17 protein-coding genes are annotated in these 18,741 nt (G+C 71.9%); 14 read left to right on the forward strand and 3 right to left on the reverse strand.

The window, feature by feature from the left end; genetic code table 11:
* The first annotated feature begins 41 nt into the window (after positions 1-41).
* The 8 genes from pyrH to ispG all read left to right on the forward strand — a co-directional run bounded on the left by pyrH (position 42) and on the right by ispG (position 7,955).
* Entirely contained in the window at positions 42-791 is a 750-nt protein-coding gene (gene pyrH / locus BN3788_RS01230; RefSeq protein ID WP_066582015.1) for a UMP kinase, read from the forward strand.
* 46 nt (positions 792-837) lie between these two features.
* Complete coding sequence (gene frr / locus BN3788_RS01235) at positions 838-1,395, forward strand: ribosome recycling factor (RefSeq protein WP_066582017.1); 558 nt, start codon at positions 838-840, stop codon at positions 1,393-1,395.
* Entirely contained in the window at positions 1,395-2,270 is an 876-nt protein-coding gene (locus BN3788_RS01240; protein WP_234346414.1) for a phosphatidate cytidylyltransferase, read from the forward strand. Before frr ends, BN3788_RS01240 begins: the two co-directional genes overlap by 1 nt.
* 48 nt (positions 2,271-2,318) lie before the next feature.
* Positions 2,319-3,470, forward strand: a complete 1,152-nt coding sequence (rlmN, locus tag BN3788_RS01245) for a 23S rRNA (adenine(2503)-C(2))-methyltransferase RlmN (protein WP_066582018.1) — start codon at positions 2,319-2,321, stop codon at positions 3,468-3,470.
* Positions 3,467-4,021 (forward strand): DivIVA domain-containing protein, encoded by a 555-nt coding sequence (locus BN3788_RS01250; RefSeq protein ID WP_066582019.1) that lies wholly within the window; start codon positions 3,467-3,469, stop codon positions 4,019-4,021. Before rlmN ends, BN3788_RS01250 begins: the two co-directional genes overlap by 4 nt.
* Positions 4,022-4,064: 43 nt before the next feature.
* Complete coding sequence (gene dxr / locus BN3788_RS01255; RefSeq protein WP_066582021.1) at positions 4,065-5,252, forward strand: 1-deoxy-D-xylulose-5-phosphate reductoisomerase; 1,188 nt, start codon at positions 4,065-4,067, stop codon at positions 5,250-5,252.
* Between the two features lie 128 nt (positions 5,253-5,380).
* A complete protein-coding gene (locus BN3788_RS01260) occupies positions 5,381-6,697 on the forward strand; it encodes a M50 family metallopeptidase (protein WP_066582023.1) in 1,317 nt (438 codons plus the stop codon).
* A gap of 124 nt (positions 6,698-6,821) precedes the next feature.
* Positions 6,822-7,955 (forward strand): flavodoxin-dependent (E)-4-hydroxy-3-methylbut-2-enyl-diphosphate synthase, encoded by a 1,134-nt coding sequence (gene ispG / locus BN3788_RS01265; protein ID WP_187138347.1) that lies wholly within the window; start codon positions 6,822-6,824, stop codon positions 7,953-7,955.
* Between the two features lie 28 nt (positions 7,956-7,983).
* On the opposite strand, the gene BN3788_RS01270 is transcribed toward ispG, so the two are convergent.
* The 3 genes from BN3788_RS01270 to BN3788_RS01280 are packed head-to-tail and all read right to left on the reverse strand — an operon-like array spanning position 7,984 to position 11,224.
* A complete protein-coding gene (locus BN3788_RS01270; protein ID WP_234346415.1) occupies positions 7,984-9,372 on the reverse strand; it encodes an NAD(P)/FAD-dependent oxidoreductase in 1,389 nt (462 codons plus the stop codon).
* Complete coding sequence (locus BN3788_RS01275; RefSeq protein WP_066582026.1) at positions 9,369-10,751, reverse strand: aspartate aminotransferase family protein; 1,383 nt, start codon at positions 10,749-10,751, stop codon at positions 9,369-9,371. The genes BN3788_RS01270 and BN3788_RS01275 overlap by 4 nt, the downstream gene beginning before the upstream one ends.
* Positions 10,748-11,224, reverse strand: coding sequence for an Lrp/AsnC family transcriptional regulator (locus tag BN3788_RS01280; protein ID WP_234346416.1), 477 nt, complete (start codon positions 11,222-11,224; stop codon positions 10,748-10,750). The genes BN3788_RS01275 and BN3788_RS01280 overlap by 4 nt, the downstream gene beginning before the upstream one ends.
* Positions 11,225-11,457: 233 nt before the next feature.
* On the opposite strand from BN3788_RS01280, the gene BN3788_RS01285 reads away from it, so the two are divergent.
* The 6 genes from BN3788_RS01285 to BN3788_RS01310 all read left to right on the forward strand — a co-directional run bounded on the left by BN3788_RS01285 (position 11,458) and on the right by BN3788_RS01310 (position 18,684).
* Positions 11,458-12,927, forward strand: a complete 1,470-nt coding sequence (locus BN3788_RS01285; RefSeq protein ID WP_390619574.1) for a gamma-aminobutyraldehyde dehydrogenase — start codon at positions 11,458-11,460, stop codon at positions 12,925-12,927.
* A gap of 223 nt (positions 12,928-13,150) precedes the next feature.
* Positions 13,151-14,377 (forward strand): polyamine ABC transporter substrate-binding protein, encoded by a 1,227-nt coding sequence (locus BN3788_RS01290; protein WP_066582029.1) that lies wholly within the window; start codon positions 13,151-13,153, stop codon positions 14,375-14,377.
* 10 nt (positions 14,378-14,387) lie between these two features.
* Positions 14,388-15,560 carry an ABC transporter ATP-binding protein gene (locus BN3788_RS01295; RefSeq protein ID WP_066582031.1) on the forward strand — a complete coding sequence of 391 codons (1,173 nt, stop codon included), beginning with the start codon at positions 14,388-14,390 and terminating at the stop codon, positions 15,558-15,560.
* A complete protein-coding gene (locus BN3788_RS01300) occupies positions 15,557-16,471 on the forward strand; it encodes an ABC transporter permease (RefSeq protein WP_066582033.1) in 915 nt (304 codons plus the stop codon). Before BN3788_RS01295 ends, BN3788_RS01300 begins: the two co-directional genes overlap by 4 nt.
* A gap of 86 nt (positions 16,472-16,557) precedes the next feature.
* Positions 16,558-17,343 carry an ABC transporter permease gene (locus BN3788_RS01305; protein ID WP_066582203.1) on the forward strand — a complete coding sequence of 262 codons (786 nt, stop codon included), beginning with the start codon at positions 16,558-16,560 and terminating at the stop codon, positions 17,341-17,343.
* A 45-nt stretch (positions 17,344-17,388) separates the two neighbouring features.
* The gene (locus BN3788_RS01310) at positions 17,389-18,684 is read left to right on the forward strand and encodes a saccharopine dehydrogenase C-terminal domain-containing protein (protein WP_066582034.1); all 1,296 of its coding nucleotides are present in this window, start codon (positions 17,389-17,391) and stop codon (positions 18,682-18,684) included.
* The last annotated feature ends 57 nt before the right edge of the window (positions 18,685-18,741 follow it).

The following is an 18,741-nucleotide window of genomic DNA, read 5'->3' on the forward strand; positions in this document are numbered from 1 at the left end:
ACCACCGGCAAGACCATCACCACCGGCAAGTTGGAGGAACCGTGGCGCAGGACGCGACCGCAGGAGACGACGGGGCGGCCCAGCCTGCCCGTCGCGTGCTGCTCAAGCTCTCGGGGGAGACCTTCGGGGGCGGCGGCATCGGCTTGGCTCCGGATGTCGTGCAGCGCGTCGCCGCGGAGATCGCCGTGGCCGTGCGCGGCGGCGTGCAGGTCGCGATCGTGGTGGGCGGCGGGAACTTCTTCCGTGGCGCCGAGCTGTCGCAGCGCGGCATCGACCGGGCGCGCGCCGACTACATGGGCATGCTCGGCACCGTGATGAACTGCCTGGCACTGCAGGACTTCCTCGAGCAGGCGGGCGTCAGCACCCGCGTGCAGACCGCGATCACCATGGGCCAGGTCGCCGAGCCCTATATCCCGCTCCGTGCGATCCGGCACATGGAGAAGGGCCGCGTCGTGATCTTCGGCGCCGGCGCCGGCATGCCGTACTTCTCCACGGACACCGTCTCCGTGCAGCGCGCCCTCGAGACGCACTGCCAGGAGGTGCTGATGGGCAAGAACGGGGTCGACGGGGTGTACTCCGCGGACCCCCGCACGGACCCGACGGCCGTCAAGCTCGACCACCTGACCTACACCGACGCGCTCGTCAACGACCTCGCGGTGATGGACGCGACTGCGATCAGCCTGTGCCGGGACAACGACGTGAAGATGCGCGTCTTCGGCATGAGCGAGAGCGGCAACGTCACCCGCGCACTCCAGGGTGAGAAGATCGGCACGCTGGTCACCGCGAGCTGACCGCAGCCCGCCCCGCACAGCCCACGACGTAGACGAAGGAGCACCGGTGATCGACGAGACCCTCCTCGAGGCCGAAGAGAAGATGGACAAGGCGATCGAGGTCGCCAAGGAGGACTTCGCGACGATCCGCACGGGACGTGCCAACGCGGCGATGTTCTCGAAGATCTTCGTGGACTACTACGGCACGCCGACGCCGCTCCAGCAGCTCGCGTCGTTCAACGTGACCGAGGCCCGCACGATCCTCATCGCGCCGTTCGACAAGTCGTCCACGGTCGCCGTCGAGAAGGCGCTGCGCGACTCGGACCTGGGCGTCAACCCCTCGAACGACGGCAACGTCATCCGCGTCGTGCTGCCCGCGCTCACTGAGGAGCGCCGCAAGGACTTCGTGAAGCTCGCCAAGACCAAGGCCGAGGAGGCCCGGGTCTCGGTGCGCAACATCCGCCGGCGCGCCAAGGAGGAGCTGGACCGCATCGTCAAGGATGGCGAGGCCGGCGAGGACGAGGTCGCCCGCGCGGAGAAGGAGCTGGAGTCGCTGACGAAGCGGCACGTCGAGGTCATCGACACCGTGCTCGCCGCCAAGGAGTCCGAGCTGCTCGAGGTCTGATGTCCCCGAACGCCGTCCGCACCGCCACCGTGCCGTCCACTATGCCGCCCGCAGCGCGCACCCCCCGCGCCGGTCGCGACCTCCCCGTCGCCACCGTCGTGGGCCTGCTGCTGCTCGCGTTGGTCGGCGCGTCGCTGTTCGTCCGCAAGGAGGGGTTCCTCCTCCTCGCTGTTCTCGCGGTTGGCGGCGGCCTGTGGGAGCTCGCGCAGGCCTTCGCCCGCCGGGGGATCCACCTGCCGCTGCTGCCGCTGCTCGTCGGCGACGTCGGCATCATGGTCTCGGCGTACACGGCCGGGCCCGAGGCGCTGTTCGTCGCGTTCATGCTGACGGCGGGCGGCGTGGTGATCTGGCGGGTCCTCGACGGCAACGGGGCGCCGGCGCTGCGCGACGCCACGGCCGGGATCTTCGCGGCCGCGTACCTGCCGTTCCTCGGCGGGTTTGTGATGCTGCTGCTGGCGATGCCGGACGGCGCCCAGCGCGTCCTGCTGTTCATCCTGCTGTGCGTGGCGAGCGACACCGGCGGCTACGCGGTCGGGGTGCTGATCGGACGGCACCCGTTGGCGCCGTCGGTCAGCCCCAAGAAGACGTGGGAGGGCCTGCTGGGCTCGATCGTGCTGGCGTGTGTCGTCGGCGTCGTCGGGCTCCGCGTGATGTTCGACGGCGACCCCGTGGTGGGCGTGTTCCTCGGCGTGGCGACGGTGGTGACGGCCACGCTCGGCGACCTGTCGGAGTCGCTGCTCAAGCGCGACCTCGAGCTCAAGGACATGGGGTCCCTGCTGCCGGGCCACGGCGGGCTCCTGGACCGCATCGACTCGATGCTGTTCGCGGCCCCGGTCGTCTACCTCATCCTGAACGTGCTCCAACCTGTCGTGTGAGCGCACTCGCGCACCCGACGCACATCGATCGCTAGGAAGGGGGTGCCCATGAGCGGGACACCCGTCGAACTGCAGAAGTCACCTGTCGCACTGAACCTGACGCCCCCCACCACCCGGGGACCCCGCGGCAAGCCGCCGCGCCATTTCGTGGATCTCACGCCCGAGCAGCGGATCGCCGCCGTCACGGAGCTGGGCGAGAAGCCGTTCCGGGCCAAGCAGCTGGCGACGCACTACTTCACGCACCTGACCTCCGACCCGGAGGCGATGACCGACTTGCCGAAGGCGACGAGGGACCTCCTCGTCGAGAAGCTGTTCCCGCAGTTGCTGACCGCGGTGCGCACCATGAAGGCGGACGGCGGCACCACCGTCAAGACGCTGTGGCACATGTTCGACGGCGCCAAGGTCGAGTCGGTGCTGATGCGCTACCCGAACCGCTCGACGCTGTGCGTCTCCAGCCAGGCGGGCTGCGGCATGGCATGCCCGTTCTGCGCCACCGGCCAGATGGGCCTGACCCGGAACCTGTCCACCGCCGAGATCGTGGAGCAGGTGCGGCTCGCGAGCCGGTCGCTCGCGGACGGCGAGGTTCCCGGCGGGCCGACGCGGCTCTCGAACCTGGTGTTCATGGGCATGGGCGAGCCGCTGGCGAACTACAAGGCCGTCATGGAGACGGTGCGCACCCTCGTGGCGCCCGCGCCGGAGGGCCTGGGGATGTCCGCCCGGAACATCACCGTCTCGACCGTGGGCCTGGTGCCGGCGATCACGAGGCTCACCAACGAGGGCATCCCGGTGACGCTCGCGGTGTCGCTGCACGCCCCGGACGACGAGCTGCGCGACTCGCTCATCCCGATCAACACCCGGTACAGCGTCGACCAGACGCTCGACGCGGCGTACCACTACTTCGAGGTCACCGGCCGTCGGGTGTCCATCGAGTACGCGCTCATCAAGGACATGAACGACCACGCGTGGCGCGCGGACATGCTGGGCTCCAAGCTCAACGCCCGCGGTCGCGGCTGGGTGCACTGCAACCCGATCCCGCTCAACCCGACGCCCGGGTCGATCTGGACCGCGAGTGATCCCGCCGTGGAGCGCGAGTTCGTGGCACGCTTGCGCGCGCACGGCATTCCCACGACGGTCCGTGACACGCGGGGGAGTGACATCGACGGCGCCTGCGGCCAGCTCGCAGCGGAGGAACAGGGATGAGTGAGGGCATGTTCCGCACGGTCTCGCGGCTACGCAGCGGTTACGACCCGGATGAGGTCGACGAGTTCTTCGACCACGCCCGCTCGGTGTACGAGGCGGGCCAGCCCGGGGCGCTGACCGGCAAGGACGTGCGGTCGGTCGCCTTCGACATGGTTCGTGGCGGGTACGTCACCTCCGCGGTCGACGCGGCGCTGGACCGGCTGGAGGCCGCGTTCGTGGCGCGCTCCCGCTCGGAGGTCCTCGCGGAGCGCGGCCAGCAGGCGTGGATGGAGATGCTCGCCGACCAGGCGCGGACCCTGTACGGGCGGCTCACCCGTCCCGACGGCGAGCGTTTCGCACCGCCTGCCGGACGCCAGCAGGGGTACGACGCCGACGACGTGGACGACCTGTGCGAGCGGCTCGTCGCCTACTTCGACAAGGGCGTGCCGTTGACCGCCCAGGACATCCGCTCGGCGACGTTCGGGCGGCGCAAGGGCCGGGGCGCCTACGCCGAGGCTCCCGTGGACGCGTTCTTCGCCCGGGCCGTGGAGGTCCTGCTCGGCGCGGAGTGACACGCGTCAGGTGACGGCCCCACGGCACGGGATGATGGGTCCCATGAGTGAGCGCACCGTCCTCCTGCTCGGCTCGACCGGGTCCATCGGGACCCAGGCTGTCGACGTCATCACCCGCAACCCCGAGCGGTTCCGGGTCACCGGCCTCAGCGCTGGCGGCGCCGACCCCGCCGCGCTCGCCCGCCAGGCCATCAGCCTCGGCGTGCAGGCCGTCGCGGTGGCGGACCCCGACGCGGCCGGCCCGCTGCTCGCGGAGCTGACCCGGGCCAGCGCCGACGCGGGGCTGCGCCAGCTCGGCGTGGAGGTGCTGGCCGGCCCGGATGCCGCGACCCGGCTCGCCGCACGCGGCGCCGACGTGGTCCTCAACGGCATCACCGGGTCGGTGGGCCTGGGCCCCACGCTCGCTGCGCTCGAGTCGGGCAGCACGCTCGCGCTGGCGAACAAAGAGTCGTTGGTGGTGGGCGGGGCGCTCGTCGCCGCGGCCCAGCAGCGGCCCGGACAGGTCATCCCCGTCGACTCCGAGCACTCCGCCATCGCGCAGGCGCTGCGGTCGGGCTCGCGGTCCGAGGTGCGCCGGCTGATCCTGACCGCGTCGGGCGGGCCGTTCCGTGGCCGTGGCCGCGACGACTTGAAGAAGGTCACCCCCGAGCAGGCCCTGGCCCACCCCACGTGGTCGATGGGCCCCGTGGTGACGGTGAACTCCGCGACGCTGATGAACAAGGGCCTGGAGCTCATCGAGGCGCATCTGCTGTTCGGCGTGCCGGTGGCGGATATCACCGTCGTGGTGCACCCGCAGTCGGTGGTGCACTCGATGGTGGAGTTCGTGGATGGCTCGACCATCGCGCAGGCGTCGCCGCCCGACATGCGGCTGCCGATCGCGCTGGGCCTGTCGTGGCCGCACCGCGTCCCCGACGTCGCGCCGCCCTGCGACTGGTCGCAGGCGACGGCGTGGACGTTCGAGCCGCTCGACGAGGAGGCGTTCGGCGCCGTGCGGCTGGCCCGGGAGGCCGTGGCCGCCTCGCCGACCCACCCGGCGGTGCTCAACGCCGCCAACGAGGAGTGCGTCGCGGAGTTCCTCGCGGGGCGGCTCGGCTTCGTGGAGATCGTGGACACGGTGGCTCGGGTGCTGGACGAGCACGAGGGCGCGCGCGGGGCGCTCACGCTCGACGACGTGCTGGGCGCCGAGGAGTGGGCCCGGGCCCGCACGCACGAGCTGCTCGCGCGCCGCTGACCCGCTGCCGCCCCGCGCTGCCGTGGGCGTCGAACCGCTGACGTCCAGTGCGTTCTCAGCCATGCGGGGGATGATCGAAGGACGGCCTCCGGGTAGCGTCAGCCCCCGGTTCCTCAGAACGGAGTGTCATGGCGTATCTGCTGGGCGTGGTCGTGCTGGTCGTGGGCGTGCTGGTCTCCATCGGCCTGCACGAGCTCGGGCACATGATCCCCGCGAAGCGCTTCGGCGTGCGGGTCAGCCAGTACATGGTGGGCTTCGGCCCCACGCTCTGGTCGCGGACCAAGGGTGAGACGGAGTACGGCCTCAAGGCGATCCCGCTGGGCGGCTACGTGCGCCTGGTCGGGATGTACCCGACCGCGCAGGCGGTGGGCGACCCGCCCGCGCGCACGGTATTCGGCAAGGTCGCCGCGCAGGCGCGTGAGGCCAGCGCCGAGGAGATCCTGCCCGGCGAGGACCACCGGGCCTTCTACCGGCTGTCGACGCCCAAGAAGGTCATCGTCATGCTCGGCGGGCCGTTCGTGAACCTGCTGATCGCGATCGTGCTGCTCACCGTGGTGATCAGCGGGTTCGGGCTGGCGGGCAGCAGCACCACGCTCACCGCCGTCAACCAGTGCGTCATCCCTGCGGGCGCCGATGCGACGCGCGAGTGCACCGACGCCGACGAGCTGGCGCCGGGCGCGGCGGCTGGCCTCGAGCCCGGCGACCGGGTGGTGTCCTACGACGGCGTGGAGATCACGAGCTGGGAGCAGCTCTCCTCGCTGATCCAGCAGACGGGGGCCACCCCGGTGCCGATCGTGGTCGAGCGTGACGGCGACGAGGTCGCCACCACTGTCACACCTGTGGTCGCGGAGCGCCCGGTCTATGAGGACGGCGTGCCGAAGGCCACCGCCGACGGCGAGCCGGTGACCCACGAGGTGGGCTTCCTGGGGATCCGGCCCGGAACCGAGCTGCAGACCCAGCCGATCAGCACTGTGCCCGGCGTGGTCGGCGACGCGGTGGCGCAGACGGCAGGGGTCGTGGTGAACCTCCCGGCCCGCGTCGCCGACGTCGCCCGGTCCGCGTTCGGCTCCGCGGAGCGCGACGAGTCGACCATCATCTCGGTGGTCGGCGTGGGCCGCTTCGCCGGTGAGATCGCCTCGACCGAAGCCGAGGGGTACGGGCCCGCGGAGCGGGTCGCCAGCATGCTGGCCCTGCTCGCGTCGCTCAACATCGCCCTGTTCGTGTTCAACCTGATCCCGTTGCTGCCGCTGGACGGCGGCCATGTGGTCGGCGCGCTGTGGGAGGGCGCCCGACGGCAGGTCGCCCGGCTGCGGGGGCGCGCCCGGCCCGGGCCGTTCGATACGGCGCGGCTGGTGCCGCTCGCCTACGGGGTGTTCGTGCTGCTCGCGGGCATGGGCGCGCTGCTCATCTACGCCGACGTGGTCAAACCGGTCACGCTCGGCTGACCCGGCCGCCACCCGGCCGACCGGGCGGGATCTGTGCACGTCTGGCGCCTGCCCCCGCTTTGTGTGCGGTGGGCGCCGCGAAGAGAGGAATAATGACCGCGTGAGCATCCCGATCAGTCTTGGCATGCCGGAGGCTCCAGCCCCGGTGCTGGCCCCCCGCCGTCCGACCCGCAAGATCAAGGTCGGCAAGGTCGAGGTCGGCGGCGACGCGCCGGTCAGCGTGCAGTCGATGTGCACCACGCCGACCACCGACATCAACGGCACGCTGCAGCAGATCGCCGCCCTCACGGCAGCGGGCTGCGACATCGTGCGCGTGGCGGTGCCGAGCCAGGACGACGCGGAGGCCCTCCCGGCGATCGCCCGCAAGTCGCAGATCCCCGTGATCGCGGACATCCACTTCCAGCCCAAGTACGTCTTCGCGGCCATCGACGCCGGCTGCGCGGCGGTCCGGGTGAACCCGGGCAACATCCGCAAGTTCGACGACCAGGTCAAGGAGATCGCGCGCGCCGCCACCGACGCCGGGATCTCCATCCGGATCGGCGTCAACGCGGGCTCGCTCGACCCTCGGCTGCTGGCGAAGTACGGCAAGGCCACCCCCGAGGCGCTCGTCGAGTCCGCCGTGTGGGAGGCGTCGCTGTTCGAGGAGCACGGCTTCCACGACTTCAAGATCTCGGTCAAGCACAACGACCCCGTGGTGATGGTGCGTGCCTACGAGCTGCTCTCCGAGCGCGGCGACTGGCCCCTGCACCTGGGCGTCACCGAGGCGGGCCCGGCATTCCAGGGCACCATCAAGTCCGCGACCGCGTTCGGCGCGCTGCTGAGCAAGGGCATCGGCGACACCATCCGCGTGTCCCTGTCGGCGCCTCCGGTCGAGGAGGTCAAGGTCGGCATCCAGATCCTGCAGTCGCTCAACCTGCGCCCGCGCAAGCTGGAGATCGTCTCGTGCCCGTCATGCGGTCGCGCGCAGGTGGACGTCTACACCCTCGCCGAGCGGGTCACCGCCGGGTTGGAGGGCCTCGAGGTGCCGCTGCGCGTGGCCGTCATGGGCTGCGTCGTCAACGGCCCGGGCGAGGCGCGCGAGGCGGACCTCGGCGTCGCGTCGGGCAACGGCAAGGGTCAGATCTTCGTGCGGGGCGAGGTCATCAAGACCGTGCCCGAGTCGATGATCGTCGAGACGCTGATCGAGGAGGCCATGCGCCTCGCCGAGTCGATGGACCCGGTGGACGGGTCCGGGGCGCCGGTCGTCACCGTCAGCTGAGGCCGCTCGCCCGCCTGGCCGGGCGGGCCTAGCCGCCGGTGAGCCGCTCGAGCAGCGCCGCCGCCCGGCTGGGCCGCCCGGTGCGCTGCTCGGCGCGGTCGGCGAGCTCCGCGGCGCGCCGGCCTGCGGTGATCCCCGCCCAGCGCAGCGGCTCGGGCTCCCACGCCGGCGAGCGGTGCCCCACCCAGGGCAGCCTGACCAGCTCGCTGTCCGCGCCGGTGACCAGGTCCGCGAAGGTGCGCCCGGCCAGGTTGGACGTCGCCACGCCGTCGCCGACATAGCCGCCCGCCCAGCCGATGCCGGTGTCCGCGTCGAGGCCCACCGAGGGGCTCCAATCCCGGGGAACGCCCAACGGGCCGCCCCAGGAGTGCGTGAACCGGGCGCCGTCGATGATTGGGAACAACTCGACGAGGCTCCGCTGCAGATGCGCGAGGACGGCGGGCGAGCGGTCGAACTCGGGCCGCACGGCCGAGCCGAGGTGGTAGGGGGCGCCGCGACCGCCGAACGCGAGGCGGTCGTCGGCGGTGCGCTGGCCGTAGACGATGAGGCGCCGGGCGTCGGTGAAGGTCTCGAAGCGCGCCAGGCCGATCTCATCCCACACCTGGGCGGGCAGTGGGGCGGTGGCCACCATGAGGGAGTAGACGGGGGCGATGGCGCGGCGGTCGCCGGGCAGCTCGGGCGTCCACGCCTCGGTGGCGCGCAGCACCCACCGGGCCCGCACCGTGCCGTGGTCGGTGACGACGGCGCGGGGGGAGATCCGCAGCGCGCGCGTGCCCTCGTGGAGGCGTGCGCCGCGCTGCTCTACGACGTCGGCCAGCCCGCGCACCAGCCGTGCGGGCTGCACGCGCGCGCAGTCGGGCGTCCACGTGCCTCCCAGCACCCCTGCGGCGCGGACGCGCTCCCGCACGCCGTCCGGGTCGAGCAGGTGCTCCTCGTCGCCCCACTGCGCCGCGTGGGCGGCTTCCTGGCGCACGCGCTCGAGCTGGGGCTCGTTGCGGGCGAGGGTGACGGTCCCGCCGTAGGCGAAGTCGCAGTCGATGCCCTCGGCGGCCGCCACGCCCCCCACCTCGACCACCGTGTCCCGCATGGCCGCGCGCATCGCGAGGGCCGCCTCGCGCCCGTGCCGGCGGGCCAGGGCCGACGCGGAGACGGGGAACAGCGCCGAGCACCAGCCGCCGTTGCGCCCGCTGGCGCCGAACCCGGCGACCTCTTGCTCGACGATCACGACCTCGAGGGACGGGTCGGCCTCCAGCAGGTAGTAGGCGGCCCACAGGCCGGTGAGGCCCGCGCCGACGATCACCACGTCGGCCTGCGCGTCCCCGTCCAGCGCCGCCCGGGCCGGGTGCGGCCCCTGCGCGGTGGGATCCTCCTCGACGAGCTGGTCCCACCACAGCGACAGGGGCCGCACGTCGGTCACAGGCGGGACCAGGCCTCGGAGAGCACCCCGCGCAGGATCTGCTCGATCTCGTCGAACTGCGCGGGCCCACAGGTCAGCGGCGGGGCGAGCTGGATCACCGGGTCCCCGCGGTCGTCGGCGCGGCAGTACAGCCCCGCGTCGTACAGCGCGCCGGAGAGGAACCCGCGCAGCAGCCGCTCGCTCTCGTCGTCGTCGAAGGTCTCACGGGTGGCCTTGTCCTTGACGAGCTCGATCCCGTAGAAGTACCCCTCGCCCCGCACGTCGCCGACGATGGGCAGGTCCAGCAGCCGCTCGAGTGTGGCGCGGAACACCGGGGCGTTGGCGCGCACGTGCTCGGGGATCTTCTCCCGCTCGAAGATGTCGAGGTTCGCCATCGCCACCGCGGCGGAGACGGGGTGCCCGCCGAACGTGTACCCGTGTGCGAACGACGCGGCGCCTGTGGCGAACGGCTCGAACAGGCGGTCCGAGGCGATGAGGGCGCCGATGGGAGAGTAGCCGGACGTCATGCCCTTCGCGCACGTGATCATGTCCGGCACGTAGCCCAGCTCGTTGCACGCGAAGATGTCGCCGATCCGTCCGAACGCGCAGATGACCTCGTCGGAGACGAGCAGCACGTCGTACTGGTCGCAGATCTCCCGGACTCGCTCGAAGTACCCGGGCGGCGGTGGGAAGCAGCCGCCGGCGTTCTGCACGGGCTCGAGGAACACGGCGGCGACGGTGTCCGGGCCCTCGAACTCGATGGCCTCGGCGATCCGGTCCGCGGCCCACCGGCCGAAGGCCTTCGGGTCGTCGCGCAGACCCTCGGGCGCCCGGTACTGGTTGGTGTTCGGCACCTTGTGGGCGCCGGGGACCAGCGGCTCGAACGGCTCCTTGAGGGTCGGCAGCCCGGTGATGGACAGCGCGCCATGCGTGGTGCCGTGGTAGGCCACCGCTCGGGAGATCACCTTGTGCTTGCCCGGGCGGCCCTGCAGCTTCCAGTACTGCTTGGCGAGCTTCCACGCGGTCTCGACGGCCTCGGAGCCGCTCGTCGTGAAGAACACCCGGTTGAGGTCGCCGGGGGCGTGCGAGGCGAGCCTCTCCGCGAGGTCGATCGCCTGCGGGTGGGCGTAGGACCACAGCGGGAAGAAGGCGAGCTCGCTGGCCTGCTGGCGGGCCCGCTCGGCGAGCTCGGCGCGGCCGTGCCCCACCTGGACGACGAACAGCCCGGACAGCCCGTCGATGTACCGGCGGCCGGTGTCGTCCCAGATGTGGTGGCCCTCGCCGCGCACGATGGTCGGCACACCGCCGTCCCACGCGCTCTGGCGGGTGAAGTGCCCCCACAGGTGGGAGCGGGCGGCGTCGGCGCGCAGTGTGCCGCGCGGGGTCGTGGAGTCGGTCATCGGGTTCCCCAGTTGTAGAGCTGCTTGCGCAGGCGCAGGTACACGAACGTCTCGGTGGCCCGCACGCCCGCGATCGTGCGGATCTTGCTGTTGAGCACCTCGAGCAGGTGCTCGTCGTCCTCGCACACGACCTCGGCGAGCACGTCGAAGCCGCCCGCGGTGATGACGACGTAGTCGACCTCGGGCAGCGCCGCCAGGGCGTCGGCGAGGTGCTCCAGGTCGCCGTCGGTCTTGATGCCGATCATGGCCTGCCGCGAGAAGCCCACCTGGAGCGGGTCCGTGACGGCCACGATCTGCATGACGCCGGAGTCGGTGAGCCGCTGCACGCGCTGCCGCACGGCCGCCTCGGACAGCCCGACCGCCTTGCCGATGGTCGCGTACGGCCTGCGACCGTCCTCCTGGAGCTGTTCGATGATCGCCTTCGACAGGTCGTCGAGGACGGGTGGGGCGACGTGGTTGGCTCGAGTGCTCACGTAGGTGATGGTCGCGCGCTGTCGCGGCAAGCGCAAGCGAATCCGTTGCGAGGACGCGTTCTCGCTTCGAATCTCGGCGCCGAAACACAATGTTGACACGGAGTTCCGTCGTATCCCTCCCCTCCGGGGCATGGATCGGGATAGCGTTCCGCGCACGGCGAGCAGGCGTCCGGCGCCTCATCCACCGGCCTGCGCCCCGAGCCGCCCGAGCGAAGGAGAGAGCCGTGACCACGTTGCCGACATCCGCCGCCAGCCCCGCGTCCTCGGCGGACGCGCCGATCGAGCTGCTCAACCTCGTGGGCGGTGTGCGCCGCCCCGCCGCGGACGGGCGCACCTCGCCCCTGGTCGACCCGTCCACCGGGAAGGTCTACGCGCATGCCCCGGTCAGCGGCGCCCAGGACGTCGACGAGGCCTGCGCCGCGGCGAGCGACGCGTTCGACTCCTGGGGCCGCACCACGCCGGCTGAGCGGCAGCTCGCGCTGCTCCGGCTCGCCGACGCGGTCGAGGAGCACGCCGACGAGCTCGTCGCCGTGGAGTCCAGGAACACCGGCAAGCCGCTGCGCCTGACCGCCACCGACGAGGTGCCACCCTGCGCCGACCAGCTCCGGTTCTTCGCGGGCGCCGCCCGGATGCTCGACGGGGTCAGCGCGGGGGAGTACCTCGCGGGGCACACCTCCTGGGTGCGGCGCGAGCCGATCGGTGTGGTGGGCCAGGTCACGCCGTGGAACTACCCGTTGATGATGGCCGTGTGGAAGATCGCGCCCGCGCTCGCCGCCGGGAACACGGTGGTGCTCAAGCCGTCCGACACCACTCCCGCCTCCACGCTGCTCCTGGCCGAGCTGGCCGCCCAGGTGCTGCCGCCCGGCGTGCTGAACGTCGTGTGCGGCGACCGTGACACCGGCCGCGCGCTCGTCGCCCACCCCCGCCCCGACCTGGTCGCCATCACCGGCTCGGTGCGCGCGGGGTCGCAGGTCGCGCGTGAGGCTGCCGCCGACCTCAAGCGGGTGCACCTCGAGCTGGGCGGCAAGGCTCCGGCAGTGGTCTTCGCGGACGCCGACCTCGAGGCCGCCGCGGCGGGGATCGCCGGGGGCGGCTTCTACAACGCGGGCCAGGACTGCACCGCCGCGGCCCGGGTGCTCGTGCACGCGTCCGTGCGCGACGAGTTCGCCCAGGCGCTCGCGGAGCAGGCGCGCGCCCAGCGCACCGGCCCGCCGGACGACCCGGGCGCCGACTACGGGCCGCTGAACAACGAGCAGCAGCTCGAGCGGGTGCTCGGCTTCCTCGACCGGCTGCCCCCGCACGCCCGGGTGCTCGCGGGCGGCCACCGGATCGGCGACGTCGGCTACTTCCTCGAGGCGACAGTCGTCGACGGGCTCCGACAGGACGACGAGGCCGTGCAGGACGAGGTCTTCGGGCCGGTCATCACCGTGCAGGCCTTCGAGGACGAGGCCGAGGCTGTGGCGCTCGCGAACGGCGTCCGCTATGGGCTCGCCAGCTCGGTGTGGACCCGGGACCACGGCACCGCCATGCGGATGTCGCGCGCTCTGGACTTCGGGGTGGTGTGGGTCAACACGCACATCCCGTTCGTCGCCGAGATGCCGCATGGCGGCTTCAAGCACTCGGGGTACGGCAAGGACCTCTCGGTGTACGGGTTCGAGGACTACACGCGCGTGAAGCACGTCATGTCCGCGTTCGAGGGCTGATGCGCCGCGGCCCGCGGCGCCCCGGGCATCGACCCGAGAGGTTGCTGTCCAGATCATGGGGACTTGCGACTCATGTCCCCGTGACGTGCGACATTTCCGTCCTGGATCGGGACGATCGTGATGAATCGCTTGATCCGCGCCTGCTGCATTGCGACGATCTGCCTGCGTTCCTGCCAGCATCCCCCCGGTCGGTCCCCAGACCCTCCGGCCCGAGAGGAGTCCGATGACAGCCGCCCGCCGTCCACCGATCACCGACCCCCGCGTCCGCGCGCTCGTCGCCGCGGCCCACGCGCCTCGGCGGGCGGGGCTGTCCCGTCGCTCCCTGCTGCTCGGCGCCTTCGGGGCCGCAGGCGCCGCGGCCCTCGCCGCCTGCGGCACGGGCCCCACCCCAGGCGGGTCCGGTGGGGGAGCCGACGAGTCGGACGCCGAGCTGGTCCGCTGGGCGAACTGGACGCTGTACCTCGACCAGGACGAGAGCGGCTCCGCCTACCCGACGCTCGACGCGTTCGAGGAGGCCAGCGGGATCACCGTCCAGTACGCCGAGGACATCGAGGACAACGACTCGTTCTACGGCAAGGTGCAGGGCCAGCTCGCGAACGGCCAGGACATCGGCTACGACCTGGTCACGCTGACGGACTGGATGGCCGCCCGGCTGATCCGGCTCGACTACGCCCAGGAGCTGGACCGCTCGCGGATACCGAACGCGAAGAACATCCTGCCGAACCTCGCGGACGTCGACTTCGACCCGGGCCGCACCCACTCGCTCACCTGGCAGTCGGGCTTCGGCGGCTTGGCGTGGGACACCGCCAAACTGCCGAAGGGCCTGGGCTCGGTGTCCGACCTCTGGGCGCCGGAGCTCGCCGGCCGCGTCGAGGTGCTCTCCGAGATGCGGGACACCATCGGGCTGATCCTGCTGGACCAGGGCGTCGACCCGAGCGGCGCATGGGGCGACGACGAGTTCGGCGCGGCGCTCGCGCTGCTGTCGGAGAAGATCTCCTCCGGGCACATCCGCCAGGTGCGAGGGAACTCCTACACCCAGGACCTGGTCTCCGGCGACGCCGTCGCGGTGATCGGCTGGTCGGGCGACATCACCGCCCTGAACTACGAGAACGAGGACCGGTTCGAGTTCGCGATTCCCGAGGCCGGCGGCATGCTCTGGAGCGACAACCTCCTGATCCCCACGGGCTCGCCGCACAAGGCCAGCGCCGAGACGCTGATCGACTACTACTACGACCCCGAGGTCGCGGCGCAGGTCGCGGCGTGGGTCAACTACATCACCCCGGTGCAGGGCGCCCAGGAGGCGATGGCCGCCATCGATCCCGAGCTCGCCGAGAACCAGCTCATCTTCCCCGACGCGCAGACCCTCAGCCAGGTCAAGGTGTTCCGCAGCCTCACCCCGGACGAGGAGGAGCGCTACAACGGCGAGTTCCTCGACGTCATCGGCGCCTGAGGTCGTCGCGATGACCACGACCGCCCCCGCCCACCCCGGCGCGGCGTCGGCGTCCGCCGGCGCCGCACTCGAGCTCGCGGCGGTGACGAAGCGCTTCGGCGCCTTCGTCGCCGTCGACGACCTGACGCTGACCGTGCCGTCCGGATCGTTCTTCGCCCTGCTCGGGCCCTCTGGCTGCGGCAAGACGACGACGCTGCGGATGGTCGCGGGCCTCGAGCAGCCCACCGACGGCACGATCTCGATCGACGGCCGTGACGTGACGGGCACGCGCGCACACCGTCGCCCCGTGAACACGGTGTTCCAGAGCTACGCGCTGTTCCCGCACCTGACCGTCGCCGAGAACGTCGCCTTCGGGCTGCGCCGGCGGCGCGAGGCGGACGTGGAGGCGCGCGTCGCCGAGGGCCTGGCCCTGGTGGAGCTCGGCCACCTGGCCGATCGGCGGCCCGCGCTCCTCTCCGGCGGCCAGCAGCAGCGTGTGGCACTGGCCCGGGCGCTCGTCAACCGGCCCGCGCTGCTGCTGCTCGACGAGCCGCTCGGGGCCCTGGACCTCAAGCTCCGCCGGCAGATGCAGCTCGAGCTCAAGCGGATCCAGACGGAGGTGGGCCTCACGTTCGTGCACGTCACGCACGACCAGGAGGAGGCCATGACGATGGCGGACACGGTCGCCGTGATGAACAGGGGGAGGATCGAGCAGATGGGCCCCCCGGCGGACCTCTACGAGCATCCGCGGACGACGTTCGTCGCGAACTTCCTCGGACGCTCGAACCTGGTGCCGGGGACTGTCGTTGAACGCCTCGACGGCGACCTGCTCGGCGTGGACGTCGGCGGGGCCCGGGTGCGGGTGCCGGCCTCGCGCGCCGTGCGGGACACCGGCGACGTCCTTGTCGGCGCCCGTCCGGAGAAGGTGCGGCTGCTCGCCGACGGCGAGGAGCCGGCGCCCGACGAGAACGTGGTGGGCCCCGGGACTGTCACCGATGTCTCGTTCACGGGCGTGAGCACGCAGTACGAGGTGCGCGTCCCGGGCCTGGGCGTGTTCGGGGTGTTCGCGCAGAACCTCTCGGGACGGGCTGGCGCCGCGCTGGGCGACCAGGTGCGCCTGGCCTGGGCGGTGGACTTCACCTTCGGCCTCGACGGCCGCGACGACGCCGCCGAGGGCCTCGCCGACCTGGACGTCGAGCCGTGAGCATCGCGACGGTGCTGGGGGAGGGCGGCCCGCAGGCGGCCACACCGCGGCGCACCCGTGCCCGCGGGCACCTGCCGCTGCTGCTGCCCGGCCTCGTCTACCTCACGCTGTTCTTCGTGGTGCCGGTGGGCGCGCTCCTGGCGACCTCGCTGTATGTGCCGGTGCCCGGCGGCGATGTGGGGCAGTACCAGCCCGCGCTGCACTGGCAGAACTACACGGACGCGCTCGCCAAGTTCTGGCCACAGCTCGTGCGGTCCTTCGGCTTCGCGCTCATGGCGACCATCGCGGCGCTGCTCATCGGGTACCCGATGGCCTACGTCATCGGTGTGCGGGCCCGCGGCAGGCGGCTCCTCCAGGGCCTGATGCTCGTCCTCGTGGTGGCGCCGTTCTTCACCAGCTTCATCCTGCGCACCATCGCGTGGAAGCAGATCCTCGCGGACGACTCGTTCGTGGTCTCGGCGCTGCACTGGCTGCACCTGCTACCGCCCGGCGGGCGGCTCACCGCGACCCCCTTCGCCGTCGTGTGCGGTCTGACCTACAACTTCCTGCCGTTCATGGTGCTGCCGATCTACGCCAGCCTGGAACGGCTCGACGCCCGCATGCTGGAGGCGGGGGCGGACCTCTACGCCTCGCCGTTCACGACATTCCGCACGGTGACGCTGCCGCTGTCGATGCCGGGGGTCGTCGGCGGCACCCTGCTCACGTTCATCCCGGCCTCCGGCGACTACGTGAACTCCTCGCTGCTGGGCAACAACACCAACACCTCGATGATCGGGCAGGTCATCGACGCCCGATTCTTCAAAGTGCTCGACTACCCGACCGCCGCCGCGCTGTCGGTGGTGCTCATGGTGGCGATCCTCCTGCTGGTGGGCGCCTATGTGCGGCGCTCCGGGACGGAGGAGCTCCTGTGAGCACCACTGTCGAGCCGACCCGCCCGGCCACCGTCCGCCGGGCCACGACGCCCCGAACCGGCGGAAGCCGGCGGCGGCGGTGGCGGCTGGGCGAGGCCCTGGTGCCCGTGTTCGCCGGGCTCGCCTTCCTCTACCTGCTGGTGCCGGTGGCCTACACCGTCGCGTTCTCGTTCAACGACGCCGGCAAATCGAACCTGGTGTGGCGCGGGTTCACGCTCGACGCGTGGCGCAACCCGTGCGGCGCCCCGCAGGTGTGCGAGGCGTTCGCGAACTCGCTGCGGGTGGGAGTGGCCTCCACGGTCATCGCCACCGCCCTCGGCACGTTGCTGGCCGTCGCGCTCGTGCGCTTCCGGTTCCGCGGGCGCCCGCTGGTCAACCTGCTGATCTTCCTGCCGATGTCGACACCCGAGGTGGTGCTGGGCGCCGCGCTGCTCGCCCAGTTCCTGTCCCTGCGGGTGCAGCTCGGCCTCACCACCGTGGTGATCGCGCACGTGATGTTCTGCATCAGCTTCGTGGTCGTCACGGTCAAGGCGCGGGTGGCGAGCCTGGACCCTGCGCTCGAGGAGGCCGCCGCCGACCTGTACGCGACGCCGTGGCACGCGTTCTGGCGGGTCACCTTCCCGCTGCTGCTCCCGGGCATCGCGGCGGCCGCGCTGCTCGCCTTCAGCCTGAGCTTCGACGACTTCATCATCACGAACTTCAACTCGGGCTCGTTCACCACGTTCCCCAAGTTCGTCTACGTCTCGGCGGCCCGCGGCATCCCGCCGCAGGCCAACGTCATCAGCTCGTTCATGTTCGTCCTCGCGCTCGTCCTGGTGGTCGTGTTCCAGGTCGTGAGCTCGGTCCGCGCCGGCAGACGCCAGCGCGGTTGACCAGAGCGGGGGCCGACCGCCCCCGTCGTCACGGAGGTGTGGCACGTGCGGATCCTCGTGATCGGCAGCGGCGGGGTGGGCGACGCCGTCGCCCGCATCGCCGCGCGCCGGGAGTTCTTCGAGCAGATGGTGATCGCCGACGTCGACCTGGGGCGGGCCGAGCGCACCGCCGCCGCGGCGCGCAAGCACGACGTGGGCGTGGACCGCTTCCGGACGGCGCTGATCGACGCGTCCGACCCCGCGTCGGTGGAGGCGCTGGTGCGCGAGCACCGGTCCACCCATGTGCTGAACGCCGTGGACCCCCGGCTGGTGATGCCGATCTTCACCGGGGTGCTCGCCGCGGGCGCCGACTACCTCGACATGGCCATGTCGCTGTCCCGACCGCACCCCGAGCGCCCGCATGAGCTGCCGGGCGTCAAGCTCGGCGACGAGCAGTTCGCGCTCGCGGACTCCTGGGAGCGGGCTGGGCGGCTCGCGCTGGTGGGGATCGGCGTGGAGCCCGGCCTGTCGGACGTCTTCGCGCGGTACGCGGCCGAGCGGCTCTTCTCGAGCATCGACGAGCTGGGCGTGCGTGACGGGGCGAACCTCGAGGTGCGCGGACCCGACGGCGAGCCCGTGTTCGCGCCGTCCTTCTCCATCTGGACCACGATCGAGGAGTGCCTGAACCCGCCGGTCATCTGGTCGGCGGAGCGGGCCGAGGCGGGCGCCGGGCTCGAGGACGGGTGGCACACCGTGCCGCCCTTCCATGAGCCCGAGGTCTTCGACTTCCCCGCGCCCATCGGCCCCGTGGAGTGCGTGCACGTGGAGCATGAGGAGGTCCTCCTCATGCCGCGTTGGCTGGACGCGCGCAAGGTGACGTTCAAGTACGGGCTCGGCGAGGAGTTCATCGGCGTGCTGCGCACGCTGCACCGGCTGGGGCTCGACTCAACGGAGCCCGTCCAGGTGCGCGGGGCCCACGTCAGCCCCCGTGACGTGGTCGCCGCGGTGCTGCCCGACCCCGCGACGATCGGCCCGCAGATGACCGGCTCGACGTGCGCGGGCGTGCTCGTGACGGGGACCGGTGTCGATGGCGCGCCCCGCGAGGTGTACCTGCACCATGTGGTCGACAACGCGTGGTCGATGGCGGAGTACGGGGCGCAGTGCGTCGTCTGGCAGACGGCGGTGAACCCCGTGGTCGCGCTCGAGCTGCTCGCGGCGGGGATCTGGGACGGTGTCGGAGTGCTCGGCCCCGAGGCGTTCCCCCCGGAGCCGTTCCTCGAGCTGCTGGCGGCGCCGCAGCCGACGGGCTACGGCTCGCCGTGGGGCCTGCAGGAGCGGGCGCCGCGCGGAGCCGCCACCTGAGCCTGTGTCACGGGCGAGTCCGGTCACATCCCACCTGGTGTTTGGTGATTGTCGGCT

The sequence above is a fragment of the Cellulomonas timonensis genome (assembly GCF_900046455.1).
Lineage (GTDB): Bacteria > Actinomycetota > Actinomycetes > Actinomycetales > Cellulomonadaceae > Cellulomonas_A > Cellulomonas_A timonensis.

Bases quoted from the DNA above. Each gene is read 5' to 3' on its own strand.
- BN3788_RS01275 (WP_066582026.1), bottom strand. From the start codon at position 10,751: ATGACCGACTCCACGACCCCGCGCGGCACACTGCGCGCCGACGCCGCC.
- ispG (WP_187138347.1), top strand. From the start codon at position 6,822: ATGCCGGAGGCTCCAGCCCCGGTGCTGGCCCCCCGCCGTCCGACCCGC.
- rlmN (WP_066582018.1), top strand. From the start codon at position 2,319: ATGAGCGGGACACCCGTCGAACTGCAGAAGTCACCTGTCGCACTGAAC.
- BN3788_RS01260 (WP_066582023.1), top strand. From the start codon at position 5,381: ATGGCGTATCTGCTGGGCGTGGTCGTGCTGGTCGTGGGCGTGCTGGTC.
- BN3788_RS01295 (WP_066582031.1), top strand. From the start codon at position 14,388: ATGACCACGACCGCCCCCGCCCACCCCGGCGCGGCGTCGGCGTCCGCC.
- dxr (WP_066582021.1), top strand. From the start codon at position 4,065: ATGAGTGAGCGCACCGTCCTCCTGCTCGGCTCGACCGGGTCCATCGGG.
- BN3788_RS01250 (WP_066582019.1), top strand. From the start codon at position 3,467: ATGAGTGAGGGCATGTTCCGCACGGTCTCGCGGCTACGCAGCGGTTAC.
- BN3788_RS01290 (WP_066582029.1), top strand. From the start codon at position 13,151: ATGACAGCCGCCCGCCGTCCACCGATCACCGACCCCCGCGTCCGCGCG.
- BN3788_RS01240 (WP_234346414.1), top strand. From the start codon at position 1,395: ATGTCCCCGAACGCCGTCCGCACCGCCACCGTGCCGTCCACTATGCCG.